The 26,197-nt window shown below is 67.0% G+C and carries 23 protein-coding genes, 1 tRNA gene and 2 pseudogenes; 10 read left to right on the plus strand and 16 right to left on the minus strand.

What is annotated here, in order from left to right:
- Positions 1–12: 12 nt before the first annotated feature.
- Genes ACNQQL_RS24715 through ACNQQL_RS24725 form a run of 3 tightly spaced genes read left to right on the plus strand, consistent with a single transcriptional unit; the run spans position 13 to position 5,341 of the window.
- Positions 13–3,237, plus strand: coding sequence for a CusA/CzcA family heavy metal efflux RND transporter (locus ACNQQL_RS24715; RefSeq protein WP_347066349.1), 3,225 nt, complete (start codon positions 13–15; stop codon positions 3,235–3,237).
- Positions 3,237–3,920, plus strand: coding sequence for a heavy metal response regulator transcription factor IrlR (irlR, locus tag ACNQQL_RS24720; RefSeq protein WP_006490455.1), 684 nt, complete (start codon positions 3,237–3,239; stop codon positions 3,918–3,920). Before ACNQQL_RS24715 ends, irlR begins: the two co-directional genes overlap by 1 nt.
- Positions 3,917–5,341, plus strand: a complete 1,425-nt coding sequence (locus ACNQQL_RS24725; protein WP_347066351.1) for a heavy metal sensor histidine kinase — start codon at positions 3,917–3,919, stop codon at positions 5,339–5,341. The genes irlR and ACNQQL_RS24725 overlap by 4 nt, the downstream gene beginning before the upstream one ends.
- Before the next feature lie 82 nt (positions 5,342–5,423).
- On the opposite strand, the gene ACNQQL_RS24730 is transcribed toward ACNQQL_RS24725, so the two are convergent.
- Positions 5,424–5,708, minus strand: coding sequence for a DUF4148 domain-containing protein (locus tag ACNQQL_RS24730; RefSeq protein ID WP_347066353.1), 285 nt, complete (start codon positions 5,706–5,708; stop codon positions 5,424–5,426).
- Positions 5,709–5,772: 64 nt separating this feature from the next.
- On the opposite strand from ACNQQL_RS24730, the gene ACNQQL_RS24735 reads away from it, so the two are divergent.
- Positions 5,773–6,246 (plus strand): hypothetical protein, encoded by a 474-nt coding sequence (locus tag ACNQQL_RS24735; protein WP_347066355.1) that lies wholly within the window; start codon positions 5,773–5,775, stop codon positions 6,244–6,246.
- A gap of 203 nt (positions 6,247–6,449) precedes the next feature.
- Here ACNQQL_RS24735 and ACNQQL_RS24740 read toward each other — a convergent pair whose 3' ends face one another.
- Entirely contained in the window at positions 6,450–6,587 is a 138-nt protein-coding gene (locus ACNQQL_RS24740) for a hypothetical protein (protein WP_347066437.1), read from the minus strand.
- Between the two features lie 92 nt (positions 6,588–6,679).
- Between ACNQQL_RS24740 and ACNQQL_RS24745 the strand changes: the two genes are divergently transcribed.
- Positions 6,680–6,955 carry a DUF4148 domain-containing protein gene (locus ACNQQL_RS24745; RefSeq protein WP_347066357.1) on the plus strand — a complete coding sequence of 92 codons (276 nt, stop codon included), beginning with the start codon at positions 6,680–6,682 and terminating at the stop codon, positions 6,953–6,955.
- 65 nt (positions 6,956–7,020) lie between these two features.
- Complete coding sequence (locus ACNQQL_RS24750) at positions 7,021–7,524, plus strand: hypothetical protein (RefSeq protein ID WP_347066358.1); 504 nt, start codon at positions 7,021–7,023, stop codon at positions 7,522–7,524.
- Positions 7,525–7,542: 18 nt separating this feature from the next.
- On the opposite strand, the gene ACNQQL_RS24755 is transcribed toward ACNQQL_RS24750, so the two are convergent.
- Positions 7,543–8,838: an O-acetylhomoserine aminocarboxypropyltransferase/cysteine synthase family protein gene (locus tag ACNQQL_RS24755; RefSeq protein WP_347066360.1), complete on the minus strand. Its 1,296-nt coding sequence runs from the start codon at positions 8,836–8,838 to the stop codon at positions 7,543–7,545.
- 150 nt (positions 8,839–8,988) lie between these two features.
- Between ACNQQL_RS24755 and ACNQQL_RS24760 the strand changes: the two are divergent.
- Positions 8,989–9,090: pseudogene (locus tag ACNQQL_RS24760) on the plus strand (methyltransferase); the annotation flags it as partial.
- Positions 9,091–9,114: 24 nt separating this feature from the next.
- Here ACNQQL_RS24760 and ACNQQL_RS24765 read toward each other — a convergent pair.
- From ACNQQL_RS24765 to ACNQQL_RS24785, 5 genes and pseudogenes are all read right to left on the minus strand, one after another.
- Positions 9,115–10,263, minus strand: a complete 1,149-nt coding sequence (locus tag ACNQQL_RS24765; RefSeq protein ID WP_347066362.1) for a DUF1176 domain-containing protein — start codon at positions 10,261–10,263, stop codon at positions 9,115–9,117.
- A 259-nt stretch (positions 10,264–10,522) separates the two neighbouring features.
- A pseudogene (locus ACNQQL_RS24770) lies at positions 10,523–10,654 on the minus strand (nucleotidyltransferase); the annotation flags it as partial.
- Complete coding sequence (locus tag ACNQQL_RS24775) at positions 10,655–11,878, minus strand: RtcB family protein (RefSeq protein WP_347066364.1); 1,224 nt, start codon at positions 11,876–11,878, stop codon at positions 10,655–10,657.
- A 68-nt stretch (positions 11,879–11,946) separates the two neighbouring features.
- Entirely contained in the window at positions 11,947–13,086 is a 1,140-nt protein-coding gene (locus ACNQQL_RS24780) for a slipin family protein (RefSeq protein ID WP_213267291.1), read from the minus strand.
- A gap of 258 nt (positions 13,087–13,344) precedes the next feature.
- Positions 13,345–13,417: transfer RNA gene (locus tag ACNQQL_RS24785), tRNA-Phe, on the minus strand.
- Positions 13,418–13,753: 336 nt separating this feature from the next.
- On the opposite strand from ACNQQL_RS24785, the gene rtcR reads away from it, so the two are divergent.
- Entirely contained in the window at positions 13,754–15,373 is a 1,620-nt protein-coding gene (gene rtcR / locus ACNQQL_RS24790) for an RNA repair transcriptional activator RtcR (RefSeq protein ID WP_347066367.1), read from the plus strand.
- A 49-nt stretch (positions 15,374–15,422) separates the two neighbouring features.
- Here rtcR and ACNQQL_RS24795 read toward each other — a convergent pair whose 3' ends face one another.
- The 5 genes from ACNQQL_RS24795 to ACNQQL_RS24815 form a co-directional block, all read right to left on the minus strand.
- Positions 15,423–16,184, minus strand: coding sequence for a class I SAM-dependent methyltransferase (locus ACNQQL_RS24795; protein WP_347066369.1), 762 nt, complete (start codon positions 16,182–16,184; stop codon positions 15,423–15,425).
- Positions 16,185–16,197: 13 nt separating this feature from the next.
- Positions 16,198–16,824 carry a LysE family translocator gene (locus ACNQQL_RS24800; protein WP_347066371.1) on the minus strand — a complete coding sequence of 209 codons (627 nt, stop codon included), beginning with the start codon at positions 16,822–16,824 and terminating at the stop codon, positions 16,198–16,200.
- A gap of 149 nt (positions 16,825–16,973) precedes the next feature.
- Positions 16,974–18,245 carry a type II toxin-antitoxin system HipA family toxin gene (locus tag ACNQQL_RS24805; RefSeq protein ID WP_347066373.1) on the minus strand — a complete coding sequence of 424 codons (1,272 nt, stop codon included), beginning with the start codon at positions 18,243–18,245 and terminating at the stop codon, positions 16,974–16,976.
- The gene (locus ACNQQL_RS24810; RefSeq protein WP_072439119.1) at positions 18,242–18,754 is read right to left on the minus strand and encodes a helix-turn-helix domain-containing protein; all 513 of its coding nucleotides are present in this window, start codon (positions 18,752–18,754) and stop codon (positions 18,242–18,244) included. Before ACNQQL_RS24810 ends, ACNQQL_RS24805 begins: the two co-directional genes overlap by 4 nt.
- Positions 18,755–18,953: 199 nt before the next feature.
- Entirely contained in the window at positions 18,954–19,874 is a 921-nt protein-coding gene (locus tag ACNQQL_RS24815) for a LysR substrate-binding domain-containing protein (protein ID WP_347066375.1), read from the minus strand.
- 108 nt (positions 19,875–19,982) lie between these two features.
- Between ACNQQL_RS24815 and ACNQQL_RS24820 the strand changes: the two genes are divergently transcribed.
- Both ACNQQL_RS24820 and ACNQQL_RS24825 read left to right on the plus strand, forming a co-directional pair.
- Entirely contained in the window at positions 19,983–21,065 is a 1,083-nt protein-coding gene (locus tag ACNQQL_RS24820) for a tartrate dehydrogenase (RefSeq protein ID WP_347066377.1), read from the plus strand.
- Positions 21,066–21,277: 212 nt separating this feature from the next.
- Positions 21,278–22,588 carry an MFS transporter gene (locus ACNQQL_RS24825; protein WP_347066379.1) on the plus strand — a complete coding sequence of 437 codons (1,311 nt, stop codon included), beginning with the start codon at positions 21,278–21,280 and terminating at the stop codon, positions 22,586–22,588.
- A gap of 55 nt (positions 22,589–22,643) precedes the next feature.
- On the opposite strand, the gene ACNQQL_RS24830 is transcribed toward ACNQQL_RS24825, so the two are convergent.
- From ACNQQL_RS24830 to ACNQQL_RS24840, 3 genes are all read right to left on the minus strand, one after another.
- A complete protein-coding gene (locus ACNQQL_RS24830) occupies positions 22,644–23,141 on the minus strand; it encodes a shikimate kinase (protein WP_072439127.1) in 498 nt (165 codons plus the stop codon).
- A gap of 218 nt (positions 23,142–23,359) precedes the next feature.
- A complete protein-coding gene (argG, locus tag ACNQQL_RS24835; RefSeq protein ID WP_175960555.1) occupies positions 23,360–24,694 on the minus strand; it encodes an argininosuccinate synthase in 1,335 nt (444 codons plus the stop codon).
- A 329-nt stretch (positions 24,695–25,023) separates the two neighbouring features.
- Positions 25,024–26,094 (minus strand): FUSC family protein, encoded by a 1,071-nt coding sequence (locus ACNQQL_RS24840; protein ID WP_347066382.1) that lies wholly within the window; start codon positions 26,092–26,094, stop codon positions 25,024–25,026.
- Positions 26,095–26,197 lie beyond the last annotated feature (103 nt).

A 26,197-nucleotide genomic window follows, 5' to 3' on the forward strand; every position in this document is an offset into this window, starting at 1 on the left:
AGGAATCCCGCCATGTTTGAGCGCCTGATCCGCTTTGCGATTGCGCACCGCTGGCTCGTGATGCTGGCGATCGCGGCCGTGGCCGCGCTGGGCGTCTTCAGCTACCAGAAGCTGCCGATCGACGCAGTGCCCGACATCACGAACGTGCAGGTCCAGATCAACACGGCCGTGCCCGGTTATTCGCCGCTCGAAGCCGAGCAGCGCATCACCTACCCGATCGAGACCGTGATGGCCGGGCTGCCGGGCCTCGAGCAGACGCGCTCGATCTCGCGCTACGGGCTGTCGCAGGTCACCGTGATCTTCAAGGACGGCACCGACATCTACTTCGCGCGACAACTCGTCAACGAGCGCATCCAGGAAGCGAAGGACAAGCTGCCGGCCGGCATCGCGCCCGCGATGGGCCCGACGTCGACGGGCCTCGGCGAAATCTACCTGTGGACCGTCGAAGCCGACGCGGCCGCGCGCAAGCCCGACGGCACGCGCTATACGGCGGCCGACCTGCGCGAGCTGCAGGACTGGGTCGTGCGGCCGCAGCTCAGGAACGTGCGCGGCGTGACCGAGGTCAATTCGATCGGCGGCTATGTCAAGGAATACCGCGTCGCACCGAACCCGGCGAAGCTGATGTCGTACGGGCTGACGCTCGCCGACGTCGTGCGCGCGCTCGAACGCAACAACGACAACGTCGGCGCCGGCTACATCGAAAAGCGCGGCGAACAGTATCTCGTGCGCGTGCCGGGCCAGGCGCGCACCGTCGACGACATCGCGAACATCGTGCTGACCAACGTCGGCGGCGTGCCGGTGCGGATGAAGGACGTCGCGCTGGTCGACATCGGCCGCGAGCTGCGCACCGGCGCCGCGACGTCGAACGGCGAGGAGGTCGTGCTCGGCACGGTCTTCATGTTGATGGGCGAGAACAGCCGGACGGTTGCGAAGGCCGTCGCCGCGAAGATGGAGGACGTGAACCGCACGCTGCCGGCCGGCGTGAAGGCGAATCCCGTCTACGACCGCACCGTGCTCGTCGAGAAGGCCGTCGCGACGGTGAAGAAGAACCTGCTCGAAGGCGCGATCCTCGTGATCGCCGTGCTGTTCCTGTTCCTCGGCAACATCCGCGCGGCGCTGATCACCGCGCTCGTGATTCCGCTGTCGATGCTGATGACCTTCACCGGCATGGTCAACGCGAAGGTGAGCGCGAACCTGATGAGCCTCGGCGCGCTCGACTTCGGGATCATCGTCGACGGCGCGGTGGTGATCGTCGAGAACTGCGTGCGGCGGCTCGCGCACGCGCAGGCGGTGGCCGGGCGGCCGCTCACGCGCGACGAGCGCTTCGCCGAAGTGTTCGGCGCGTCGCAGGAAGCGCGCCGCGCGCTGATCTTCGGACAACTTATCATTATGGTCGTGTACCTGCCGATCTTTGCGCTGACCGGCGTCGAAGGCAAGATGTTCCACCCGATGGCGATTACCGTCGTGATGGCGCTCGCGGCCGCTATGGTGCTGACCGTCACGTTCATTCCGGCGGCCGTCGCGCTGTTCATCGGCGAGCGGGTCGAGGAGAAGGAGAACCGGCTGATGGGCTGGGCGCGGCGCGCGTACGAACCGGTACTCGCCGCGTTCATGACGCGCCCGGTGCGCGTGATGCTCGGCGCGGGTGCGATCGTGCTCGTCACGCTCGGGCTCGCCACGCGGCTCGGCAGCGAGTTCATCCCGAGCCTCGACGAAGGCGATCTGGCGGTCGCCGCGCTGCGGATTCCCGGCACGAGCCTGTCGCAGTCGGTCGAGATGCAGAAGTCGATCGAGAAGACGCTGAAGGCGCGTTTCCCCGAGATCGAGCGCGTGTTCGCGCGCACCGGCACGGCCGAGATCGCTGCCGACCCGATGCCGCCGAACCTGTCGGACGGCTACATCATGCTGAAGCCGGCCGACCAGTGGCCGAACCCGAAGAAGCCGCGCGACACGCTCGTGCGCGAGATCGAGGAAGCGCTCGCCGAGCTGCCGGGCAATGCGTACGAGTTCTCGCAGCCGATCCAGCTGCGCTTCAACGAGCTGATCTCGGGCGTGCGCAGCGACGTGGCCGTGAAGATCTTCGGCGACGACATGGCCATGCTGAACCAGACCGGCGAGCAGATCGCGGCGGCTTTGCAGAAGGTGCCGGGCGCGTCGGAAGTGAAGGTCGAGCAGACGACCGGACTGCCGGTGCTCACCGTCAACCTCGACCGCGACAAGCTCGCACGCTACGGCGTGAGCGTCGCCGACCTGCAGGACTCGGTGGCGGCGGCTGTCGGCGGGCAGAAGGCCGGCACGCTGTTCCAGGGCGACCGCCGCTTCGACATCGTCGTGCGGCTGCCCGACGAGCTGCGCTCGGACATCGAGGCGATCAAGCGGCTGCCGATCGCGCTGCCCGCGCCGGCGGCCGGCGCCAGCGCGCCGCTCGTGGCGGCGCCGTACGTGCCGCTCGCGGAACTGGCGACAATCGATGTCGCGCCGGGCCCGAACCAGATCAGCCGCGAGGACGGCAAGCGGCGCGTGGTCGTCAGCGCGAACGTGCGCGGCCGCGACGTCGGCTCGTTCGTCGCCGATGCGCGCGAGCAGTTGCAGCAGGACGTGCGCGTGCCGGCCGGCTACTGGGTGTCGTGGGGCGGCCAGTTCGAGCAGCTGCAAAGCGCGAGCGAGCGCCTGAAGCTCGTCGTGCCGCTCGCGCTGTTCATGGTGTTCGTGCTGCTGTTCGTGATGTTCAACAACGTGAAGGACGGCTTGCTCGTATTCACCGGCATTCCGTTCGCGCTGAGCGGCGGCGTCGTGTCGCTGTGGCTGCGCGGGATCCCGCTGTCGATCACGGCGGCGGTCGGCTTCATCGCGCTGTCCGGCGTCGCCGTGCTCAACGGTCTCGTGATGATCTCGTTCATCCGCAACCTGCGCGACGAAAGGGTGCCGCTCGACGCCGCCGTGCGCGAAGGCGCGCTCACGCGGTTGCGGCCGGTGCTGATGACCGCGCTCGTCGCGTCGCTCGGTTTCCTGCCGATGGCGTTCGCAACCGGCACCGGCGCCGAGGTGCAGCGTCCGCTTGCGACGGTCGTGATCGGCGGTATCCTGTCGTCCACGGCGCTGACGCTGCTGGTGCTGCCCGTGCTGTATCGCGTCAGCCATGCGATGTCGTGGCGCGCCGCGCTTCTGGGCAGCTTCGGCGGCGGCTTCGGCATGGGCGTGCTGCGCCGGCTGGGTTTCTTCAAGGGTAATGCGTAATGCGAATTCTGATTGTCGAGGATGAACCGAAGACGGGCGCCTATCTGCGCAAAGGCTTGACCGAGGCCGGTTATGTCGTCGACTGGGTCGAGGACGGCATCACGGGCCAGCACCAGGCCGAGACCGAGGAATACGACCTGCTCGTGCTCGACGTGATGCTGCCGGGGCAGGACGGCTGGACGCTGTTGCAGAACCTGCGGCGCAGCAAGTCGACGCCCGTGCTGTTCCTCACCGCGCGCGACGACGTCGGCGATCGCGTGAAGGGGCTCGAACTCGGTGCCGACGACTATCTCGCGAAGCCATTCGACTTCGTCGAACTCACCGCGCGCATCAAGTCGATCCTGCGGCGCGGCCAGCCGCGCGATTCGAACACGCTGCGCGTGGCCGACCTCGAACTCGACCTGACGCGCCGCAAGGCCACGCGGCAGGGCGACACGATCCTGCTGACCGCGAAGGAATTCGCGTTGCTGTGGCTGCTGATGCGTCGCGAGGGCGAGATCCTGCCGCGCGCGACGATCGCATCGCAGGTATGGGACATGAACTTCAACAGCGACACGAACGTCGTCGATTCGGCGATCCGGCGGCTGCGCTCGAAGATCGACGACGCATACGAACCGAAGCTGATCCACACCGTGCGCGGGATGGGCTACGTGCTCGAAGCGCGCGGCGGCGCGGCCGCATGATCGCGCGCCTGCTGCCGCGCACGCTGCGCGGACGCCTGACCGCGCTGATCATCCTGTCGACGTCGGTGATCCTCGCGTCGAGCGGCGTCGCGCTTTATGAAGCGCTGAGCAACCGCGTCGAAACGACGGCGGCCGAGCAGATGGCCGGCATTTCCGCCGCATTGGGCACGCATCTGGCCGAAGCGCGCACGACGGCCGACGTCGCGCGCAACACCGACATCTGGATCGACCAGCTGCACGGCCATCCGAACATGGATCTCGCGATCTACGATGCGACGGGCACGCGCCTCGTCGGCACGCCCGGTTTTCGCCCGTACGCGACGCTGCTGTCGCTGGACGCGGGGCGCGTGCCGGTCGGCGTCGCGCCGCCCGGCGCGCGGCACCAGTACCTGGTGACGACCGTGCCGCTCGCCGGCGCGGGCGCTCCGGTGGTACGCGTCGCGGTGCAGTACGATCGCAGCGCCGACGTGCTGCTGTTGCGTACGCATGCTTATACGATCGTCGTGATCGAGGTGTTCGGCGTGGTGCTCGCGGCCGCGATCGCGTATGGCATCGCGGCGCTCGGGCTGAGTCCGCTGCGGCGTTTCGCGGCGCGCGCCGAGCAGATGTCGTCGAGTCGGCTTGCGCATCCGCTGCCGGAGCTCGATATGTCAGGCGAGCTGAAGGAGCTCGAGCACGCATTCAACGGGATGCTCGCACGGCTGAACGAATCGTTCACGCGGCTGAGCCAGTTCTCGTCGAATCTCGCGCACGACATGCGCACGCCGCTCACGAACCTGCAGGCGGCTGCGCAGGTCGTGCTGTCGCAGCCGCGCAGTGCGGACGAATACCGGAACGTGATCGAGTCGAGCATCGACGAGTATCAGCGGCTGTCGCGAATGATCGAGGACATGCTGTTTCTCGCGCGTTCGGAACGGGCCGGCACGTCGATCGGCGTGCGGCGCCTGAATGCGGCGGAAGAGGCCGGGCGTGTCGCCGGCTACTACGAGCCGCTCGCGGAGGATGCGGGCGTGTCGGTGAAGGTCGACGGCCATGCGTGGGTCGATGCGGATCTCACGCTGTACCAGCGCGCGTTGAGCAACCTGCTGTCCAATGCGCTCGCCTACGCGCCGCGCGGCAGCGTCGTTACGATCGACTGCGTGGAGCAGGGCGGCGCGACGACGATCGCCGTGTCGGATACGGGGCCCGGCATCGCGGCGGAACATGTCGGGCTGATCTTCGAACGCTTCTATCGCGTCGATCCGTCGCGGCACAATTCGGCATCGGGAACCGGGCTCGGCCTTGCGATCGTCCGGTCGATCATGGACAACCACGGCGGCGAATGCGGCGTCGACAGCGATCCCGGCCGGCGCACGACGTTCTGGCTGCGCTTCCCGCGACACCCGGCTGAGCCGACGCGGCCAGCCGCCATCCGCACCTGACATCGCGGGCGGGCACGCCCGCGCGTTCGCCGCCAGGCGGTTGCGCGCGGCACGTTGCCCGCAGTCATGCGACCGAGCGGCATCAACGCGTCGCCAGGTTGTCGTGGTTATCGGCCTGCGGCGCCTTCTCGCCGCCATGTGCGGAAATCCCGTGAAGCTCCTTGTTGCGCGCGATCATCTCGGCGGTCGGCGGGTACTGCGTCTTGCTTGTCGGTACGACGCCGTCGTGCTGCGCCTGCTTCAGTTCGTTGACGACCTGCGTGCGCGTCTTGCCCTGCGTTTGCGTTTGCGCGAATGCAGCCTGCGTGGCCATGCCGAGCGATAGCGTGACGGTGACGAACAGTGCTGCGAGTTTTGCCGTTTTCATTGAGCTCTCTCCTTGATCAGGGGCGCCGGGTGGCGAACCATGGACCCAGTATGCGAAAGCAGCCATGCGCCACCGTGATCGGCAGATGAAAAAAAAGTCAGATTTGCGCGAGGCGGCGGCGCGCCGTACGCGCTCGATCGACGTGACGCAATCGTCATGTTCGCGTCATGAGCGCGATGAGCGGGAAGCGGAACATGAAGCCTGCCGATGGCCCGCGCGGCCGACGGCATTCGCGCCGTTCGCGACAGCAGAATCGAAAGCGGGCGGTCATGTTCAGGCTTTCATTTCGGACCGGAAATTGCATCGTCCCGCCATTCTCCTATCGTTGATCGCAGTCCTGATCGTCCCGCTTCTCGCAGGCTGCGCATCGCCACGTTCCGACACCGGCACGACCGCGTCGTCCGCCGCGCGCAAGCCGGTGCCGGCCGACCTCATTCCCGGCGAGCAGATCGACTATGCGGGGCATCGTTGCGGCAATCCTAACCTGTACGTGAAGACGCATCCGTGTCTGTTCCCGAAACGCAATCCAGCACCCTGATCGTCTGCCTTACGATCAAAAAAAGGCCCGGTACTCGATGAGTCCGGGCCTAACGCGTGATCGTGCCGTGCGACAGCGACCCGCTGCGTGGATGGGAACAGGCATGGCCCGTTACCGTTCCGATGGTAGCGAAACGACGCATCGTGAACCTGATCGGAACATGAATTTTTTGTCACGCAGGCGCGAGCGTGCCGTCGCCGCGATCAGAATCGATGGCGAAACCCGAGATTGACGATGCCTTGCGTGCGCGTTCCGCCGTAGCCATAGGAGCCGATCGACGCCTGCGCCGTTGTTCGAGACGAGTTTACTTCGTACTGCGACGCGGTGAATGCGCGAACCATGACGAATCCGTCATGCCGGGATCACGATGCCGCACCGCCGCCGGATCAAAGTGACGGCTCCTGTCACGGATTCCAGGCTAGGAGCGAACGACATGAACATTCCGCGACCGATGATCGCCATGACCGTTGCCGCCCTGTCGATCGCGGCCTTCTCGCAGACCGTGGCCGCGCAGGCGAAGACCCGTCAGGAAGTGCGTCGGGAACTGATGCGCGCGCGGCACGACGGCGTGATCCCGAGCCCGAATCACGACTACCCGGCGAGCCCGGCCGCCGTTGCGCGCAATCAGGAAATCCATCGATCGACGGTTCACGGCGGCGAGAACGCACCGACGGTCGATGCGCACGACAACCGCTTCGCGGTGCGCTGATCGTTCATTCGCGGCCGGCTGCGACGCCGCTGCTCGCCGGTTTTCCATATGAAAAGGAGCATGCCATGCGCACTATCGCAACAGGAATCATGCTGTCTGTCTGTTTGATGTCGACGGCCGCGATGGCGGCCGGCTGGCCGGAACGGGCGCTGTCGCATGCGTCGGCGCACGACGCCGGCCGCCGCGCGAACGAGCGGATGCACTGCGAGTTCGCGGCCGTTCCGTCGGGCGAGTGGAGCGCGACGTTCACGCGCGGGCAATGCGAGCTCGACAACGGCCGGCTGACGTTCGTGCCGGCCGACACGGGCGGCGAGCCGAATGTCGCGGAGAAGCGGATCGTGCTGGGCGATGTCCGTACCGCGTCGTATCAGTCGCGCAAGTTGAAGGAACAACTGCAACTGACGACACGCGACGAAGTGATCGCACTGAACGTGCTGACCGACGACGGCAGCCGCAAGTCGCGCGAGCATGCGATCGACTTGTGGACCGCGTTGCGCAACGCGGGCGTCACGCCCGTCAACGGCGCGCGCATCGTCGACACGTATCCGGCGGGCGCGACGACGTGGTAGCCGGCGCGCCTGTTCCGGTCAAAGCTGCGCGAGCGCCTGGTCGAGATCGGCCAGCAGGTCGTCGATATGCTCGATGCCGATCGACAGCCGCACCGTTTCCTCCTTCACGCCGGCCTTCGCGAGCTCGGCCGGCGACAGTTGCCGGTGCGTCGTCGATGCCGGGTGCGTCGCGAGCGACTTCGTATCGCCGATGTTGACGAGCCGCGTGAACAGCTTCAGCGCGTCCTGGAACTTCGCGCCGCCGTCGCGGCCGCCCTTCACGCCGAACGTCAGGATGCCCGGCGCACGGCCCGACAGGTAACGTGCGACGAGCGGGTGGTCGGGGTGATCGGGCAGCCCCGCATAGTTCACCCACTCGACCTGCTCGTGGCGCGCGAGATGCTGCGCGATCTTCAGTGCGTTGTCGCTGATCCGTTCGACGCGCAGCGCGAGCGTTTCGATCCCCTGCAGGATCTGGAATGCGTTGAACGGCGAGATTGCCGCGCCCATGTTGCGCAGCGGCACCACGCGCGCGCGGCCGATATAGGCGGCCGGCCCGAACGCTTCCGTATAGACAACGCCGTGATAGCTGACGTCCGGCTCGTTCAGCCGCTTGAAGCGGTCCGCGTGCTCGGCCCACGGGAACTTGCCCGAATCGACGATCGCGCCGCCGAGGCTCGTGCCATGCCCGCCGAGATACTTCGTCAGCGAGTGCACGACGATGTCCGCGCCGTGCTCGAACGGGCGCAGCAGGTACGGCGACGGCACCGTGTTGTCGACGATCAGCGGGATCCCGTGGCGATGCGCGACTTCCGCGAGCGCGGCGATGTCGGTGACGTTGCCGAGCGGGTTGCCGACCGATTCCGCGAAGATCGCCTTCGTGCGTGAGTCGATCAGCGGCTCGAACGACGCGGGGTCGCGCGGATCGGCGAAGCGCGTCGTGATCCCGTATTGCGGCAGCGTATGCGCGAACAGGTTGTAGGTGCCACCGTACAGCGAGCTCGCGGATACGATGTTGTCGCCGGCTTCGGCGATCGTCTGGATCGCGTACGTGACCGCGGATTGCCCCGACGCGAGCGCAAGCGCGCCGATGCCGCCCTCGAGCGCGGCGATCCGCTGCTCGAGCACGTCCGTCGTCGGGTTCATGATCCGCGTGTAGATGTTGCCCTGCACCTTCAGGTCGAACAGGTCGGCGCCGTGCTGCGTGTCGTCGAATGCGTACGCAACGGTCTGGTAGATCGGTACGGCGACCGCGCGCGTGGTCGGGTCGGGACGATAACCGCCGTGCACGGCGATGGTTTCGAGGCGCCAGTTCGAAGAGGCCTGATCGGTCATGGGTGCTCCGTCTGTTGTTGTGATGTCGAGCGATTATAGGAGCACGTGTGCTGCTGTCCTTAGAACGAATGGTGTGTTGCTTATGGGGATGCCGCGCATGGAATGCAGTTTTCCGAAGACAGGAGGCGCGCGATGGATCAGGACCAGTGCTTCGCGCGTCTCGCTGCCGAGCCGAAGCTCACGACGACGGCCGTGCAGACGGTCGGGCAGAAGGGCTGGGACGGGTTCTCGATCTCGATCGTCGGCGAGTGACGTGACGGTGGCACGCCACGCGCGTCAGCGCTTTCCCGTCGCGTCGGCCCGGCGATACAGGCGTGGCCATTGATCCTGGAACAGGCCGTTGCAGGTGCCGTGCGTTGCGATGTCGGCGAGCAGGAAGCGCCGGCCGTCGAAGACCCACGACGCGGTCGAGCCGCAATCGCCGGCACTGCGCAAGCGGACCTTGCTCGACAGCGTCGCGCTGGCGGGATCGTAGCCGGCGTCGGTCAGTTCGTTCGCGAACGACGCCGAATCGAGGCCGGCGTTCGCGTTCTCGCCGAAGTTCATCGCCGTCGGCGCATACGGCGCCGACCGCCGCACGCGGTACCACAGGTCGGTGTGGTTATACAGGCTGCTGGTCTGGCACGGGATCGCGACGAGCGCCTCGTCGGCCGAGATCGCCACGGCGCGCGACGCCTTCCTGCGATCGCCGGCCGACATTTCGTCTTCGACATCGGCCGCGCATTGCTTCACGTCGGTGCCGAACTTCGCGAGCACGGCATCGACGAGCGGGCGCTGTTCGGCGGCCGACAGGCCGGCGACGGGCGGCGCCGGAACGACAGCGGGCGGCAGTGCCGGTGCCGCCGGCACCGACGACGCGGGCCGGTTGCCGGGGCGCAGCAGCGCCGTGACCGTGCCGACGCGGCCCTGCGTGTCGTCGATCAGCAGCAGCGCGGCATTCAATCCCGACAGCGGCGTGCGCGGCGTTTGCGCCGACGCCGGATCGCCGAAGCTCAGCAGTTGCGCATTGCGCGACGCGGCGAGCCATGCGGCAACCGTTGCCGGATCGCTCGTCCGGATCCGGAACGGGTGCGCGTCGTCATTGTCCGGTTTGTCGCCGAACGCATGCCATTGGGGCGGCATCGCATCGAACGGGCGGCCATCGGTGCGTGCCGTGCGCAGATCCAGTGGCGCCGACGCGAAGATGTCGAGAGACGGTTGCGCGTCGGGGCCGGCATCGCGCGTCACGCGCAGGATGAGATTGGTGCGCGCGTCGTCGATATCGTCGGCGTGGCTTTCGGCAATGCAGCGTTTGCCGTTGTCGCAGACGACCGACCAGCTCTTGAAGTCGCGCTCGACCGGCGGCCGCGCGAGCGGGCGTGCCTGCGCGGCGAGCGGAGAAGCGGCGAGGAGGGCGGCGAGGGCAAGCGAAAGGCGGTGCGACATGACGGTTCGTATCGGCTGTGAACGGGCGGGCGGAAGACGTCGGCGCTGCAGGCGCATCGTCGGCAAGCGGTGCACGTGGAGTGCAGTGGCGTATGACGCGGTGGGCTTTGCAGAACGGGATCAAGTATACAGCCGCAACGGGCAGCGTTCGGCGCGACGACGCGTAGTGTGCGGGCACGCACGTTGCTCACCGGCAGCGTCCGGGCGCATGCAGATGCGGAAACGGCGCGATGCCCACAGGCATCGCGCCGTTCGTCTTTCATCGAGCGTCGACCACGTCGCGCAGGAACGTATCGAGCATCGCCACATCGCCCCACGGCCGCTTGTATTCGCGATCGTGTTCGGCATCGGCGAGCATCGTCTCGACGAGCGCGTGGATCGCGGGCCGGCGCTATCCTTTCACGCACACCACCTGGCGCAGCGTATGCACCACTTCCACGAGGCTGCGCTGGGCTGCCATCACCGCGTCGATGTCCTTGTAGGCCATCGGAATCTCGTCGACGACACCGGCGTCCTTCCGGCATTCGACGCCTTGCGTCGCCTTCGCCTGGTCGTCGGCCGTGAAGCGGCGCTTCGCTTCGGTGCGGCTCATCGTCCGGCCCGCGCCGTGGCTGCACGAGCAGAAGCTTTCCGGGTTGCCGAGCCCGCGCACGATGAAGCTCTTCGCGCCCATCGAACCCGGAATGATCCCGAGCTGCCCCTTCTGAGCGGACACCGCGCCCTTGCGCGTCACGAGCACGTCTTCGCCGAAGTGGCGTTCGCGCTGCACGTAGTTGTGGTGGCAGTTCACCGCGTGCTCGTCGACCGCGAACGGCTTGCCGATCACGCCGCGCGCCGCGCCGATCACGGCGTCCATCATCGCCTGCCGGTTACGCCGCGCGTAGTCCTGCGCCCAGCCGACCGCTTCGACGTAATCGTCGAAGTGCCGGCTACCCTCGGTGAAATACGCGAGGTTGCGGTCCGGCAGGTTCGCGATGTGCTGGCGCATGTCGGCCTGCGCGAGGTCGATGAACAGGCTGCCGATCGCGTTGCCGACGCCGCGCGAGCCGCTGTGCAGCATGAACCACACGTGGTCCGCTTCATCGACGCACACCTCGATGAAGTGATTGCCGGTGCCGAGCGTGCCGAGATGCGCGTAGTGGTTCGTCTTTTCCAGCTTCGGATACTTGTCGACGATTCGCTGGAAACCCGGCAGCAGCGATTTCCACGATTCGGTCACGGCGGCCGGCGTGCGATCGCCCCACGCGCCCGGATCGCGGCGGCCCGGCGCACGGCCGTGTGGCACCGCGCGTTCGATCGCGCTGCGCAGCCCGCCAAGCGAGTCCGGCAGGTCGGACGCCGTCAGCGTCGTGCGCGCGGCCATCATCCCGCAGCCGATGTCGACGCCGACCGCGGCCGGAATGATCGCGCCCTTCGTCGGAATCACGCTGCCGATCGTCGAGCCCTTGCCGAGGTGGACGTCCGGCATCACCGCGACGTGGCGGAAGATGAACGGCATCTGCGCGGTGTTGCGCAGTTGCGCGCGCGCTTCGTCCTCGACGGCGACGCCTTGCGTCCACATCTTCACCGGCTTGCCGTTCGCCAGTTCCATCACCTGATAATCCATGTTGCTCATTTGTTTCACCATTCATTCATTTGCCCGGCGCGGTACACATGCACACATGCGCCGCGCCGTTTCATACCCTAAGCGCCCTTGATGCTGACGAGTCCGTTCAGCACCTGGTCGAGACCGCCGAACACCGAGATGCGGTCGATCCGTTCCGCGACGCGCTCGAGCGTTTCCAGCTCCTTGAGCCGTAGCGCGGTCGGGTTTTCTTCCATCACCTTCGCGGTGTTCAGCAGCGAACGCGTCGCCGCCGTTTCCTCGCGGCGGCGAATCACGTTCGCCTGCGCAGCCTTTTCGGCTTCGACCACCTGCGCGAGGATCGTCTTCATGTCGCCCGGCAGCACGATATCCTTCACGCCGACGCTGCGCACGTCCACGCCCGAGTTTTCGAGGCGCGCACGCACCTGTGCGATCACGACGTCGTCGATCGACTGCTTGTCTTCCAGCAGCTCGTCGAGCGAGCGCGTACCGACAGCCGCACGCAGTGCGAACTGCAACTCGCGATACAGGTGCTCGACCGGCTTCTGCAACTGGCCGAACGCATGCAGCACGTCCGCATAGCACCACGTCGCCGACAGGTTCAGCCGCAGCGCGACCTTGTCGCGCGTCAGGATTTCCTGTCCGCCGACTTCGAGCGCCTGCACGCGCAGGTCGACGAGTTCGACCGCGACGTCGCGGTTGAAGCGCCAGAACGCCGATACACCCGCGTCCAGCAGCCGTTCGATCTTGCCGTCGATCTTCAGCATGCCGACGTGATACGCAGGCACCTGCGCCAGCAGCACGCCCGTCAGGCCCGCCACACCGCGCGCACGCAGCGCCGGCTGCGCGATGCGCTTAACGAGCGCGGCCGGCAGCATGCTGTCCTGCGCGAGATCGACGCGTTCGAGCCGGTGCGCGATCAGGCCGCGCCAGTACAGCCGGCGCGTGCCCGGCGCCAGGATCTCGACGAGTACGTCGTCTTCATAGCGCAGGCCGGCTTCGTCGTCGGCCAGATCCATCGCGACGAAATAGTGCGCGAGCACGTCCTGCGCGTCGTGACGCAGGTAGTCGGCCAGCGCTTCGTCGGCGAGCGGCGCGTCGAGACGCGCGGTCTGCACCGACAGGCGCTTGAACGGATCGAAGGCCTTGAACACACCCGGTTCCAGCACCTTCACGAAATCGCCCTCGCTCATCAGCAGCGCGCGTTCGTTCTTTTTAACTACATGACGCTTCCACATATTCTTGTCCTTTTCTTTAACGACCGCCGGGTGACGCGCATCGTGCGAATCGCGGTGCGACGCAATCGGGCGGGCGGCGCGGGGGCCGGCGCGGGCGCTGCACGGCGACGCATCCTGCATCGCTTCGTCGTGCGCGTTCGCGCCGGCCGTCCGGCCGCCTGGCCGATCGCGCGGAACCATGACCGGTCCGACGCGCGGCGGGCCTCGCGGCCCGCACCGGCGGGTACTGCTTCCATCAAGAGACTGTCGTTGCGGACAGTGTTCGAGCGGGATTCGAACCCGCTACACACCGGCTTTCGCCGGCTGCTCTACCCGAATGAGCTACCGAACGGTGGGCGCCCCGGGATTCGAACCCAGGCGAGGCTCCAGTGCGCGCCCCTTTGCCTTCGTCTGTCCATGGCGGCATGCGCTGCCGCGACGAACGAGGTTCGGCGGCGGCGCACCAGCAGGGCTTTGTGAACCCTGGCTCGCGGGCCAGCGGGACATCCGGCGCCTTCTATTTAGCGAGGAGCGTGCCAGCGGGGAGTTCAGTGCTCGAAGAAATTTCCAGTTCGTTGAAATTAAAGGGGAATTGTCTGAGTCGAGTTGATTTGCGTCGGCCTTGCCTGCCAGGGTGGATTGAGAAAATCCGATACAATCGGATCGCTTCTTATCCGATGAGATAAACATGCGAAAGACAGTCGCAATCGGCTTTCTCGGCACGGTGCTCGACCAGGGCGGTCGCGCGCCGCGCCGCTACCGCAAATGGCGGCCGACGATCTCGTTGTGCGAGCAGCCCGACCTGCCGATCGACAGGCTCGAGTTGCTGCATCCGCTGAGCTACACGCGCCTCGCCAACCAGGTGCGGGACGATCTCGCGCACCTGTCGCCGCGCACCGACGTGCGGCTCACGCCGCTCACGATCCACGACCCGTGGGATTTCGAGGAGGTCTATGCGACGCTGCACGACTACGCGCGCGCCTATCCGTTCGACCTCGAACACGAGGATTACCTGATCCACATCACGACCGGCACGCACGTCGCGCAGATCTGCTGGTTCCTGCTCGCGGAAGCACGCTACCTGCCCGCGCGCCTCGTGCAGACGGGGCCGCCGCAGCGGACAGACGAAGGGCCGAGCGGGCCGGGCACGGTGTCGGTGATCGATCTCGACCTGTCGCGCTACAACCGGATCGCGCAGCGCTTCACGCGCGAACGCGACGAAACGGTGTCGTTCCTGAAGGCCGGCATCGCGACGCGCAACGCGCGCTTCAATGCGTTGATCGAGCAACTGGAGCGAGTGGCCGTGCGTTCGCGCGCGCCGATGCTGCTCGTCGGGCCGACGGGCGCCGGCAAGTCGTTTCTCGCCAAGCGCGTGTACGAGCTGAAGCGCGGCCGCCATCGGCTCGCGGGGCCGTTCATCGAGATCAACTGCGCGACGCTGCGCGGCGACGCGGCGATGTCGACACTGTTTGGCCACGGGAAGGGCGCGTTCACGGGCGCGCAGTCGGCACGCGCGGGGCTGCTGCGCGCGGCGGACGGCGGCCTGCTGTTTCTCGACGAGATCGGCGAACTCGGGCTCGACGAACAGGCGATGCTGCTGAAGGCGATCGAGGAGAAGCGCTTCCTGCCGGTTGGCGCGGACGTCGAGGTGGCCAGCGATTTCGAGCTGATCGCGGGCACGCACCGCGACCTGCGGCTGATGGTGGCGGCCGGCACGTTCCGTGAGGATCTCTATGCGCGGATCAATCTGTGGACGTACGAACTGCCGGGGCTTGCCGAGCGTCGCGAGGACATCGAGCCGAACCTCGAATTCGAGCTCGACCGTTTCGGCCGCGAGCAGGGCGAGCAGGTGCGGTTCAACGTCGAGGCGAAGCGGCGTTATCTCGCGTTTGCCGCGTCGCCGCGCGCGGCGTGGGTCGGTAACTTCCGCGAGTTGTCGGCGTCGGTCACGCGGATGGCGACGCTGGCCGATGCGGGACGGATCACGGAGGAACTTGCCGAGCAGGAGGTTGAGCGGCTGACGCGCACGTGGTCGTCGCCGGGCGACGCGGGTGCGTCCGACACGTGGGTCGATGCGGTATTCGATGCGCGTGCGGCGGAACTCGACCTGTTCGACCGCGCGCAGCTCGAACGCGTGCTCGACGTGTGCCGCGTGTCGGCGAGCCTGTCGGAAGCCGGACGCACGCTGTTCGCGGTGTCGCGGCAGAGCAAGAAGCAGCCGAACGATGCGGACCGGCTGCGCAAGTATCTTGCGCGCTTCGGGCTGGATTGGGAGGGGGTGCGGCAGGCGCTGGGCGCGGCGCGGTGAGTGCGGCGGCGCGGCCACCTGCGGTCGAGCGGGCGCGGTGTCCGGCCGCTCACGCGCGGCAGATCGCGATGATCTCCGCGCTGGTTGCGTCGTCGAACGGCGCGCGTTGCCAGTCGCCGCACCAGTCGGCCGACGCGAATCCGGCTGCCGTCACGCGCGCCTGCAATTCGGGCTGTGCGACGAAGCGCAACCGGCTCGTGTTCTTCAGCAACATGTCGTCGCGGCGGAAACGGTAGTACGTGTCGAACGTCACGATCGCGCCGTCTACCGCGCGCACCGCATGATGGAGATCGACGCCGCCGAATTCGCGCGATTCGACGCTGCATGCCGAATGCTCCGGCGTCCACGCACGCCACGGCGCGACGCACGGGTTGCGGGTGTCGAACAGGAAACGGCCGCCGTCGGCGAGCACGTGCCGCACGCCGTGCAACGTCGCGTCGATTTCGTCGTCGGTCAGCAGGCACTGGAATGCGTGCCCGGTCATCACGACCGCATCGAACGGCGCGCCGGGCGGCAGGCCGACCAGATCGCAGGCGATCCAGCGTACCGCGTCGGCGCCCGGCTGGCGCCGTGCGTAATCGATCATCGCCGGCGCGGGATCGATCGCGACGACGTCGTGCCCGGCCGCCGCGAGCCGGCGCGCGAACGTGCCGGTGCCGCAACCGAGGTCGAGAATGCGTTGTCGCGCGGCGCCGATCACGGATGCGTAGAACGCGAAATCGCGATCGCCCGCATTGAACAGATCGTAGACCGCGACGAGGCGCGGGTCGGTATAGAGGGCTTCGCCGGCGGGCGCCGTGCTGGACGTCATGCGGCCGCGCGCGTCAGCGCTGTTGCACGGCCACGCGCAGCCCAAGTGCGATGAAGATCGAGCCGATGATCTTCCCCTGCCAGCGCGTGAGCCACGTGAGCCGCTTCACGATGCGGCCGAGCGGGCGGATCGAGCACGCGATCAGCGTCGTATAAAGCGAGCTGAGCACGACGAAGATCAGCCCGAGCACCGCGAACTGCACGAACGTCGAGCCGCGTTCCGGATGCACGAACTGCGGCATGAACGCGAGGAAGAACAGCGCGGTCTTCGGATTCAGCACTTCGGCGGGAATCGCCTGCAGGTACGCGTTGAGCGGCGTGACGGACGACACCGTCGGCAGCGACGGATCGGACGGTTTCTCCAGCAGCGCACGCACGCCGAGATAGATCAGGTACGCGGCGCCGACCAGCTTCACGATGTTGAACGCGAGCGCCGACGTCATCAGCAGCGCCGACAGCCCGACCGCCGCGAACAGCGTATGCACGAAGTCGCCGCTCGCGACGCCGAGGCCGGTCAGGATGCCGGTCTTGCGCCCGCCCTGCACTGTGCGGCTCAGCACGAGCAGCACGGCGGGGCCGGGGATCAGAAACAGGCCCAGAACGACGGCCGTGAAGGTGGTCAGCGTGGTCACGTCGAACATGGCGGCTCCGGCAGGTTGGCGCAGCGGCGAGGGATCGGGGCATTGTATTCGGTTCGGAGCGCGTCTGCCGACGCATCCCGCGAACCGCCCGGCTGCGTCGGCACCTTTCTGGTATAAGCACGAAAGGAGGGGAGCTGAACGAAGGGCGGTCAATCGTTCGCGAGATGGAACGCGCCGGCCATCCGCTCCTGCTCCCGCGCGGGTAGCACGAGTCGCGTCGCTAGCGTTCTCCATTGGCTGACGACACTGCGGAAGTCGTCGATGATCTCGTCGGCGTCCTGCAGCTTGAGCCGAAAGTATTCGCATACCTCGCGGGCGAGGTCGAGGTTCAGTGCGTTGTCTGCTTCCGTAATGTTGAGCTTGAGGCCATCGGCGACGGCGACAGGATTCATGTCATAGGCCGCCGAAAGTCGCCACCCCGATCCCGGTACCAGAATGAATCCGTGATTGCGGAGATGATCGTCGGTGTTCGAGACCAGAAGGTTGAAGACGATTCGCGCCCATAGCTCGCGCAAGTCGGCATTCGGTTGTGCGCCGTGCCGCATGAGGACTTCGGCCAATTCCAGGTAGCTGACGCCTGTCGACGCATCGTCGCCGTCGACGTGACCGGTCATGGTCATTGCGGACGCGAAATGCAGGCGTTGGCCGTCGGCAGTCCGATCGAAACGCCGGACCAGGAAACAGTGATGGTCGCTGGCGAACTTTCGTGCCTCGGCGTGGGCGACGTTCAGGCCGCAACCCGCCGCTAGCGCATTGACGACCATTTCCCAGCCACCCACGTCGTAGTCGTCCCGTGCGCTCGGAAACTTCGCGATATAGAGACGGCCTCGATCGTCGGCGACGCTTGCCTTGGGTCTTGCGCCACCGAGCGAGCCGCCGGGGGCGATGAGCATCGACAGCCAGTCGCGGCCATTCGGGGCGGTATTGTCGACGTCTTCCTCCAGCGCGCGACTTGCGTGTTCCAGTTCACGAATCTCTGCAAACGGCGGCGCAGCGAGATCATGACGATCGTCGAGAAATTCTCCGTCGTCGTCGAGCCGGTAGCGCAGCGCGCCGACGCGGTAAAGGTCGTGAACGCCAAGCAGGTAGTCCGATTCGTGGAGTCGGGTGCCTTTCGGTCGCAGGCCGGCACGAATGTCTCGCTCCAGCCTGCGATCCATCAGCATGCGGCCCCACCGATCGGGGCTGGAATCGGCGAAGGCGCCGAACGCGTCCCGCGGCGGGGCCGGATATTGGGGGCCTTCAAAGAGACCGATTGCCGGATCGATCTGCACGCTTGCGAACTCGGGAGCCGCCAGTGCGGCAGAGGCGTACTGGAACTCGAACCGCTCGCTCGCCCGCGTCTTGCGGCTGTGCAGGAGTCCGAGCTTTCGCGGTTCAGGCAAGCCGTCCCAATCTGCGTAGACACCGATCGTCGTCATTTCCCGCGATGCTCCCCATGCCGTTTTCGTGCCGGCTTCAGCAATGCGACAAGATCGGCTGCCGTCGTGCCGCGGGTATCGCCGGGTTCGGTTGTTTCGGATGCCGCCGTGCCTGCTTCGGCCGCTTTCGTGGCGGAGGGAGCGCTTGCGCGCATGCGCCGATCGGGCGTGGGCGACGTGGCGGAGGAAAGAGACGGCGCGGTTCGTCGGGCGGATCGTGGTTTGACGAGGCGGGCGTCCTGAAGCTGGCGGCCGAATTCGTCCGTGGCGGCCAGCTTTTCCAGATCGTGCTGGAGCCCCAGCACCTGCATGACGGACAGATAGGCGCCGATGGTGACGCCCGACCCGCCGGCTTCCAGCGAACGAAGCGTCATCGGCGACATGCCGGCGCGTTCCGCAACCTGCTTGGCCGTCAGCTTCCGGCGTAGGCGCGCAAGCTTCAGCCGCTCGCCGAATTCGGCGAGCAGTTGGTTCGATACTGGCAGGAGCGGAGCCGTCTTTTGTGCCATAAGGCTAGTATTTCAATGTTTTGCTAACGAAGATGCCAAAATATTAGCACAATCGATGCAGCTCGCGATTGGCTTTGATGCTTGGTCGATATGCGGGAATGTAAATATTTTGGCGATTGACAGATGAATTCGCCAAAATAATTGGTTTTCGGGCATCCACTTCATGCGCGCGGAGCAGTCGTGCGCCCCATTCCGATTCCTACACCGTCCTCAACCGCCCCAACTCGTCCGCCAGAAAATCGACGAACGCGCGAATCCGCGCGGACATCTGGTGACGTTGCGCGTACACCGCATAGATATCGGCGCCCGGTGTTTCGTGGTCGGGCAGCACGACCACGAGGCGACCGTCGGCGAGATAGTCGCGGAGGTCCCATTCGGCGCGCATCAGGATTCCGTGCCCGTCGAGCGCCCACTTCACGGCGATCTCGCCGTCGTTCGTCGTCAGGTTGCCGTTGATCCGCACGGCTTCCGTGTGGCGTGCCGCGCCGCGCCCGCTGGTCAGGCGCCAGATCCCGTAACCTTCGTCGCCCTGCCGGATGCCGATGCAGTTGTGCCGCATCAGGTCGTGCGGCGTGCCGGGCATCCCGTGCCGCGCGAGATACGCGGGCGCCGCGCACAGCAGCCGGCGGTTCGGCGCGAGCCGCCGCGCGACGACGCGCGTGTCGGGCGGCTCGCCGAAGCGGATGCACACGTCGAACGCGTCGTCGGTCAGCGGCGGCGGCATCACCGACAGCTGCAGCTGCACCGACACTTCCGGATAGCGCGCGACGAAGCGCGAGATCGCGGGGCCGACGTGGCTGCGCCCGAAACCGAGCGTCGCGTTCACGCGCAGCAGCCCCTTCGGGTGCTGCTTCGCGCTGCCGAGCAGCTCGCCGAGTTCGTCCATCTGGTCGAGGATCCGGCGCGCGTAGTCGAGATACACGTCGCCTTCGGGCGTCAGCATCATCCGCCGCGTCGTGCGGTTGACGAGCGTCACGCCCGCGCGCCGCTCCATCTGCGTGAGCCGCTTGCTGACGGCGGCCGCGGTCAGCCCGAGTTCGCGCGCGGCCGCGCTCAGGCTGCCCGACGCGGCCAGTGTCGAGAAGAAGCCGAGATCGGCCGGCTGGACAGTATCCGCCATGACGGGATTCGTGAATTAAAGTTAAAGATGCTTTGATTCTAGCGCCGGTTCCTGCACTTCTGGTTCGGTAAAGTGCGTTCACGCTCACGATCAATCGAGGATGTCCGCATGAAGACCTACCGTATCGCAACGATTCCCGGCGACGGCATCGGCAAGGAAGTGGTGCCGGCCGGCAAGCAGGTGCTGGAAGCGCTGGCCCGCGGCTGCGACCGCTTCGCGTTCGAGTTCGAGAATTTCGACTGGGGCGCCGATTACTACCGCCAGCATGGCGCGATGATGCCGGCCGACGGCCTCGACGCGCTGCGCGGCAAGGACGCGATCCTGTTCGGCTCGGCGGGCGACCCCGACGTGCCCGACCACGTGACGCTGTGGGGGCTGCGCCTGAAGATCTGCCAGGGCTTCGACCAGTACGCGAACGTGCGCCCGACGCGCATCCTGCCCGGCATCGACGCACCGCTGAAGCGCTGCGGGCCACACGACCTGAACTGGGTCATCGTCCGCGAGAACTCCGAAGGCGAATACGCGGGCGTCGGCGGCCGCGTGCATCAGGGGCATCCGATCGAGGCCGCGACCGACGTGTCGATCCTCACGCGCGCCGGCGTCGAACGCATCATGCGCTTCGCGTTCCGGCTCGCGCAGTCGCGTCCGCGCAAGCTGCTGACCGTGATCACGAAGAGCAACGCGCAGCGGCACGCGATGGTGATGTGGGACGAGATCGCGAAGCAAATCGCGCAGGAATTCCCCGACGTCACGTGGGACAAGGAGCTCGTCGATGCGGCGACCGCGCGCATGGTCAACCGGCCGGCGTCGCTCGACACGATCGTCGCGACCAACCTGCACGCGGACATCCTCAGCGATCTCGCCGCCGCGCTCGCCGGCAGCCTCGGCATCGCGCCGACCGGCAACATCGATCCCGAGCGCCGTTATCCGTCGATGTTCGAGCCGATCCACGGCTCCGCGTTCGACATCATGGGCCAGGGGCTCGCGAATCCGGTCGGCACGTTCTGGTCGGTCGTGATGCTGCTCGAGCATCTCGGCGAAACGGAAGCCGCCGCGCGCGTGATGCAGGCGATCGAGGCCGTGACGGCCGCCCCGTCGCTGCATACGCGCGACCTCGGCGGCAGCGCGACGACCGCGCAGGTGACGGCGGCCGTTTGCGAGCGCGTCGCGAACGCGGCGGTCGCGGCCTGACGATCGACGCGGCGCTGCGCATGCGCGCCGCGATGTAGCGGCGGCGCGAGTGCGCAACCGGTAGCGGGCCGCTGCCCGTTCGTCGTCCTACTGGTTTTTTATGCCCGCGACTCGCGCATCCGACGCGAGCCGGGCGCCGGCCCGCGCGCTTCGGCGCGGCGCCGGCGAGTATTCACAGACAGAGCACGGCTCGACCTCGAAGGAGGAGACACATGCAAACGGATCTGGAAACCCGCGTCGCGCGGAAACTGATGTGGCGCATCATTCCGTTCGTGATGCTGCTTTATTTCGTCAGCTTTCTCGATCGCGTCAACGTCGGCTTTGCCGCGATGACGATGAACAAGGCGATCGGCCTGTCGCCGACCGCGTTCGGGTTCGGCGGCGGCCTGTTCTTCATCGGCTACTTCCTGTTCGAAGTGCCGTCCAACCTGATCCTCCACCGCGTCGGCGCGCGCATCTGGATCGCGCGCGTGATGATCACGTGGGGCCTCGTGTCGGCCGTGTCCGCGTTCGCGGCCGGGCCGACGAGCTTCTACGTGCTGCGCTTCCTGCTCGGCGTGGCCGAAGCCGGGTTCTTCCCCGGCATCATCCTGTATCTCAGCCTGTGGTTCCCCGCGAAGCAGCGCGCGGTGGCCGCCGCGTGGTTCATGGCGGCCGCGCCGATCTCGACCGCGATCGGCTCGCCGCTGTCGGGCGCGATCATGCAGATGCCGCCGATGTTCGGGCTCGCCGACTGGCAGATGCTGTACATCGTCGAAGCGCTGCCGGCGATCGCGCTCGGCTTCGTCGTGCTGAAGTGCCTGACCGATTCGCCGTCGAAGGCCGCGTGGCTGCGGCCGGACGAGCGCGACTGGCTGATCGCGAAGCTGAAGGCCGAAGCGGACGTGCGCCACACGCATGCCGGGCATACGGCCGGCGCGTGGCAGGCGCTGCGCGATCCGCGCGTGCTGGCGCTCGCGCTGATCTACTTCGGCACGTCGGCCGGGCTCTATACGCTCGGGCTGTGGGCGCCGCTGATGGTCAAGCAGTTCGGCTTCACCGCGCTGCAGACGGGCCTGCTGACCGGCATCCCCAGCATCGCCGCCGTCGTCGCGATGATCGTGTGGGCGCGGCATTCGGATCGCACCGGCGAGCGCACGTGGCACGTGGTGATTCCGTGCATGCTCGCGTGCATCGGCTTCGTATTCGCGGGGCAGGCGAGCACCGCGCTCCTGACCGTGCTCGCGCTGGTCGTCGTCAACATCGGGATCAGCGCCGCGAAGGCGCCGCTGTGGGCGATGCCGAGCGCGTTTCTCTCCGGCGCGGGCGCGGCTGCGGGGATCGCGATGATCAACTCGATCGGCAACCTCGGCGGGTTCGTCGGGCCGTTCGCGATCGGCTGGCTGAAGCACGCGACGGGCGGGTATGCGGCGGGGCTTTATGTGGTGGCGGGCACGCTCGCGGTGTCGGCGGTCGTCACGCTGATGCTGAGCCGGAAGGGGGCGCGGGAAGCGGTCGTGCCGGGCGTGCGGCATCATTCGTAAGTGCGGCGTTTGCGCCGAACCGCCGGACAGGCGCGCATCACGTGCCCGTCCGGCATTACGGCGCTGTCTCTGCAACCTGCTGCGCGATGCGCGCCGCACATGCGTCGGGCGTCGCGGCGGACGTATCCAGCACGACCTGGCTGAACGCCCGCGACGCATACCCTTCGCGATACATCTCGGCGATGCGTTGCCGCTCCCAGTCCGTCAGTGCGCGCGAACCGCGATTCGACGACGCGATCGCTTCAGGCGGCGCGAGCGTGACAACGAAAAGCCGTGCGTCGCGCGCGTCGCATGCCGCGCGCAGCCGTTCGAATTCCGCTTCGGCGATCGGATAGGCAATGACCAGATGACGCTCGCGCGTATCGGCGATCTGCGTGACGAGGCGTTCCAGCGCGATCGCCCACTGCACGTCGAACGGCGCATCGTCGGGCGCATCGTGATCGTCGCCGTCGATGAAGCGCGCATCGGGCAGCATGCGTGCGAGTGCGAGGCCGATCGTCGTCTTGCCGCTGTTGATCGGGCCGTTCAGGTGGATGACGGTGAGAGGGCTCATGAGGACAGGCACGAATCGGACGACTCGCAGCTTGCCATGACTGGCGCGACGTTGCAGTGCCGTTGGTGCGTGGCGCGGCGTGGTGCGATTGCGGAGGGGAAAGCGGAAAGGCGGGGAGAGGCGGAAGGAACGGCAGGCTGCGTGCGTGATGATCGGCCCACGCGGCCTGCCCGGCCGTGCCGCATTCAGCGATGCGGCACGGCGTCGAACGACGCGACTTACTTGTCGTCGCCCTTGATCTGCGGCAACGCCGACGATTCACCCGGCGTGAGCAAACCGACCTGCGCATACACGCGCAGCTTGTCGCGCGTATCGGTGATGTCGAGGTTGCGCATCGTCAGCTGGCCGATCCGGTCGCGCGGCGAGAACGTCGACGCGACCTTCTCCATCGACAGGCGTTCCGGCTGGTACGTGAGGTTCGGCGACTTCGTGCTCAGGATCGAGTAGTCGTTGCCGCGGCGCAGTTCGATCTTCACTTCGCCGGTGATCGCGCGTGCGACCCAGCGCTGCGCGGTTTCGCGCAGCATGATCGCCTGCGGATCGAACCAGCGGCCCTGATACAGCAGGCGGCCGAGGCGGCGGCCGTTCTCGCGGTATTGCTCGATCGTGTCTTCGTTGTGGATGCCGGTGACGAGACGCTCGTACGCGATGTACAGCAGCGCGAGGCCCGGGGCTTCATAGATGCCGCGGCTCTTCGCCTCGATGATGCGGTTCTCGATCTGGTCGCTCATGCCGAGGCCGTGGCGGCCGCCGATGCGGTTCGCTTCGAGCAGCAGCTCGACCTGATCCTTGAATTCGACGCCGTTCAGCGCGACCGGCTGGCCGGCTTCGAAGCGCACCGTCACTTCTTCCGCGGCGATCTTCACGTCGTCGCGCCAGAACGCGACGCCCATGATCGGGTTCACGATCTTGATGCCGCTTTCGAGGCTTTCGAGATCCTTCGCCTCGTGCGTCGCGCCGAGCAGGTTCGAGTCGGTCGAATAGGCCTTCTCGGCCGACATCTTGTACGCGAAACCGGCCTGGTTCATGAATTCGGACATTTCGGCGCGGCCGCCGAGCTCGTCGATGAACGTCTGGTCGAGCCACGGCTTGTAGATCTTCAGGTCCGGGTTCACGAGCAGGCCGTAGCGGTAGAAGCGCTCGATGTCGTTGCCCTTGTACGTGCTGCCGTCGCCCCAGATGTTGACGCCGTCTTCCTTCATCGCGGCGACGAGCATCGTGCCCGTCACGGCGCGGCCGATCGGCGTCGTGTTGAAGTACGTGACGCCGGCCGTCGTGATGTGGAACGCGCCGCTTTGCAGCGCCGCGATGCCTTCTGCGACGAGCTGCGCGCGGCAGTCGATCAGGCGGGCGCCGGCTGCGCCGTATTCGATCGCACGCTTCGGGATCGCGTCGTAATCGTCTTCGTCGGGCTGGCCGAGGTTCGCCGTGTATGCGTACGGGACGGCGCCCTTCAGTTTCATCCAGTGCAGCGCGGCGCTGGTGTCCAGGCCGCCGGAGAAGGCGATACCGACCTTCTGGCCGGTCGGGAGGCTTTCGAGAATCGTGCTCATAGGAATTACCGTGGATTGGGTCCGGTGGGATCGTATTTCGCGGAATATGCGAGTATCGGCTGTCCGGGAAGTTGGGGCAAGGGCTGATTTTCGCGCGGATACGTCGTCAGGCCCGTCGCGGCGGGCCCGGCGGGCAGTTAACCAGGCGGAGAACGCGGCGCGAATCGGCGCCGATCGGCGGCAGAAACGGGCTCGGACGCGCGCCGTCGCGGGCCGTGCTTCCGGGGCCGGATCGGCCGAACGGCGTACCCACCGCCGTCAGGATAGCGGTCCGCCAACCCGAAAGGAATATGAAAGTAAGGCGGGTGAAGCACGGAATCCCGCGAACCTCAGATATTCCACGACTGCGCGGTATCGAGCAGCTTCTCGCGCAACTGATCGACTTCGCCGGCCAGCTTCGCCGTGATCGACACGTAGCCGGACAGCTGCGGCGGCGGTGCGTCGTGCGGCGGGTCGGCCGGCCGGCGGCGCGGCGCGAGCCGGCTCGGCTTGCCGAACTTGAGCGCGCGGCTCGCGCCGACCAGCGTGTCGCGGATGCGCCGGTTCACGGCCTTCATCTCGACGCGCATGTATTCGCGGGCCGCCACGTCGTCGCGGGCCGGCACCGCGCTCGACAGGATCTCCAGATAACCGATGCACAGGCGCAGGCTGCGCTGGATCGCCTCGAGCTGCGTCATCGACGTCTCGCATTCCTTCGACACCGACGGCATCAGCGAACGCAGCTGCACGAGCAGCGCGCTCAGCGCGGCCATTTCCTTCAGGTGGGCGTCGTCGCTCACGTGGCGGTCGACGGCGAGCCGCGCGTGCACGGCCGCGCACGCGCGCAGCGCGTCGGCGAGCTTGTAGCGCCACGAGTAGGTTGCATAGAGCGGCAGCGCGAACGAGAACGCCAGCGCGATCGCGATGCCGATCAGCACGTTCACCGCGCGCCACAGGCCGTCGACGATCTCGTTGTCGCCGTGCCCGGCGACGATCACCATCGTGATCGCCGACAGCAACGCGATATAGCCGGCCTTGCCGATCGCGTGATACGCGCAGATGCCGCACGCGAGCGCCATCAGCAGGTAGATCGCGATCGGTGCGTGTGCGGCGGAATACAGCAGGATCAGCCCGAGCCCCGCGAGCGCGCCGATCGACGTGCCGAGCGCGCGCTCGGCCGCCTTCTTGCGGATGTTGCCGTGATGCTGCAGCCCGCCGACGACGATCAGCACGGTGATCGTCGACCACTCGCCGTGCGGCACGCGCAGGCCGGTGGACAGGCCGATCGACACGAGAATCGCGAGCGCGACGCGCGCCGCATGGATCAGCTTCGCGTGCCGGTAGCGGCGGTACGGATCGAGCAGCGGACGGAGCGCGTGGCGCAGGAGTGGCGGCAGCCGGGTAGGGAGCGGGGCGGTCATGACGGAGCTGGAGTGGCCGGAACGCGCACGGCGGCTTGCGCGGGGCGGCGCCGCGCCGCATGCGCAGCAGACGTAACGCTAGCCGAACGCGCGCGGGCTGTCC

The organism is Burkholderia sp. LFS061, from assembly GCF_047978125.1.
Classification (GTDB): Bacteria; Pseudomonadota; Gammaproteobacteria; order Burkholderiales; family Burkholderiaceae; genus Burkholderia; species Burkholderia pyrrocinia_C.

Excerpts from the sequence above, each read along its gene's own strand:
- ACNQQL_RS24840 (WP_347066382.1), bottom strand. The coding sequence starts at position 26,094 with ATGACCGCCCCGCTCCCTACCCGGCTGCCGCCACTCCTGCGCCACGCG.
- ACNQQL_RS24730 (WP_347066353.1), bottom strand. The coding sequence starts at position 5,708 with ATGAAAACGGCAAAACTCGCAGCACTGTTCGTCACCGTCACGCTATCG.
- ACNQQL_RS24725 (WP_347066351.1), top strand. The coding sequence starts at position 3,917 with ATGATCGCGCGCCTGCTGCCGCGCACGCTGCGCGGACGCCTGACCGCG.
- ACNQQL_RS24830 (WP_072439127.1), bottom strand. The coding sequence starts at position 23,141 with ATGAGCCCTCTCACCGTCATCCACCTGAACGGCCCGATCAACAGCGGC.
- ACNQQL_RS24795 (WP_347066369.1), bottom strand. The coding sequence starts at position 16,184 with ATGACGTCCAGCACGGCGCCCGCCGGCGAAGCCCTCTATACCGACCCG.
- ACNQQL_RS24735 (WP_347066355.1), top strand. The coding sequence starts at position 5,773 with ATGCGCCACCGTGATCGGCAGATGAAAAAAAAGTCAGATTTGCGCGAG.
- ACNQQL_RS24740 (WP_347066437.1), bottom strand. The coding sequence starts at position 6,587 with ATGGTTCGCGCATTCACCGCGTCGCAGTACGAAGTAAACTCGTCTCGA.
- ACNQQL_RS24815 (WP_347066375.1), bottom strand. The coding sequence starts at position 19,874 with ATGGCGGATACTGTCCAGCCGGCCGATCTCGGCTTCTTCTCGACACTG.
- ACNQQL_RS24800 (WP_347066371.1), bottom strand. The coding sequence starts at position 16,824 with ATGTTCGACGTGACCACGCTGACCACCTTCACGGCCGTCGTTCTGGGC.
- ACNQQL_RS24765 (WP_347066362.1), bottom strand. The coding sequence starts at position 10,263 with ATGTCGCACCGCCTTTCGCTTGCCCTCGCCGCCCTCCTCGCCGCTTCT.
- ACNQQL_RS24750 (WP_347066358.1), top strand. The coding sequence starts at position 7,021 with ATGCGCACTATCGCAACAGGAATCATGCTGTCTGTCTGTTTGATGTCG.
- ACNQQL_RS24780 (WP_213267291.1), bottom strand. The coding sequence starts at position 13,086 with ATGTGGAAGCGTCATGTAGTTAAAAAGAACGAACGCGCGCTGCTGATG.
- ACNQQL_RS24715 (WP_347066349.1), top strand. The coding sequence starts at position 13 with ATGTTTGAGCGCCTGATCCGCTTTGCGATTGCGCACCGCTGGCTCGTG.
- ACNQQL_RS24825 (WP_347066379.1), top strand. The coding sequence starts at position 21,278 with ATGCAAACGGATCTGGAAACCCGCGTCGCGCGGAAACTGATGTGGCGC.
- ACNQQL_RS24775 (WP_347066364.1), bottom strand. The coding sequence starts at position 11,878 with ATGAGCAACATGGATTATCAGGTGATGGAACTGGCGAACGGCAAGCCG.
- ACNQQL_RS24810 (WP_072439119.1), bottom strand. The coding sequence starts at position 18,754 with ATGGCACAAAAGACGGCTCCGCTCCTGCCAGTATCGAACCAACTGCTC.
- ACNQQL_RS24745 (WP_347066357.1), top strand. The coding sequence starts at position 6,680 with ATGAACATTCCGCGACCGATGATCGCCATGACCGTTGCCGCCCTGTCG.
- rtcR (WP_347066367.1), top strand. The coding sequence starts at position 13,754 with ATGCGAAAGACAGTCGCAATCGGCTTTCTCGGCACGGTGCTCGACCAG.
- ACNQQL_RS24820 (WP_347066377.1), top strand. The coding sequence starts at position 19,983 with ATGAAGACCTACCGTATCGCAACGATTCCCGGCGACGGCATCGGCAAG.
- argG (WP_175960555.1), bottom strand. The coding sequence starts at position 24,694 with ATGAGCACGATTCTCGAAAGCCTCCCGACCGGCCAGAAGGTCGGTATC.
- ACNQQL_RS24755 (WP_347066360.1), bottom strand. The coding sequence starts at position 8,838 with ATGACCGATCAGGCCTCTTCGAACTGGCGCCTCGAAACCATCGCCGTG.
- ACNQQL_RS24805 (WP_347066373.1), bottom strand. The coding sequence starts at position 18,245 with ATGACGACGATCGGTGTCTACGCAGATTGGGACGGCTTGCCTGAACCG.
- irlR (WP_006490455.1), top strand. The coding sequence starts at position 3,237 with ATGCGAATTCTGATTGTCGAGGATGAACCGAAGACGGGCGCCTATCTG.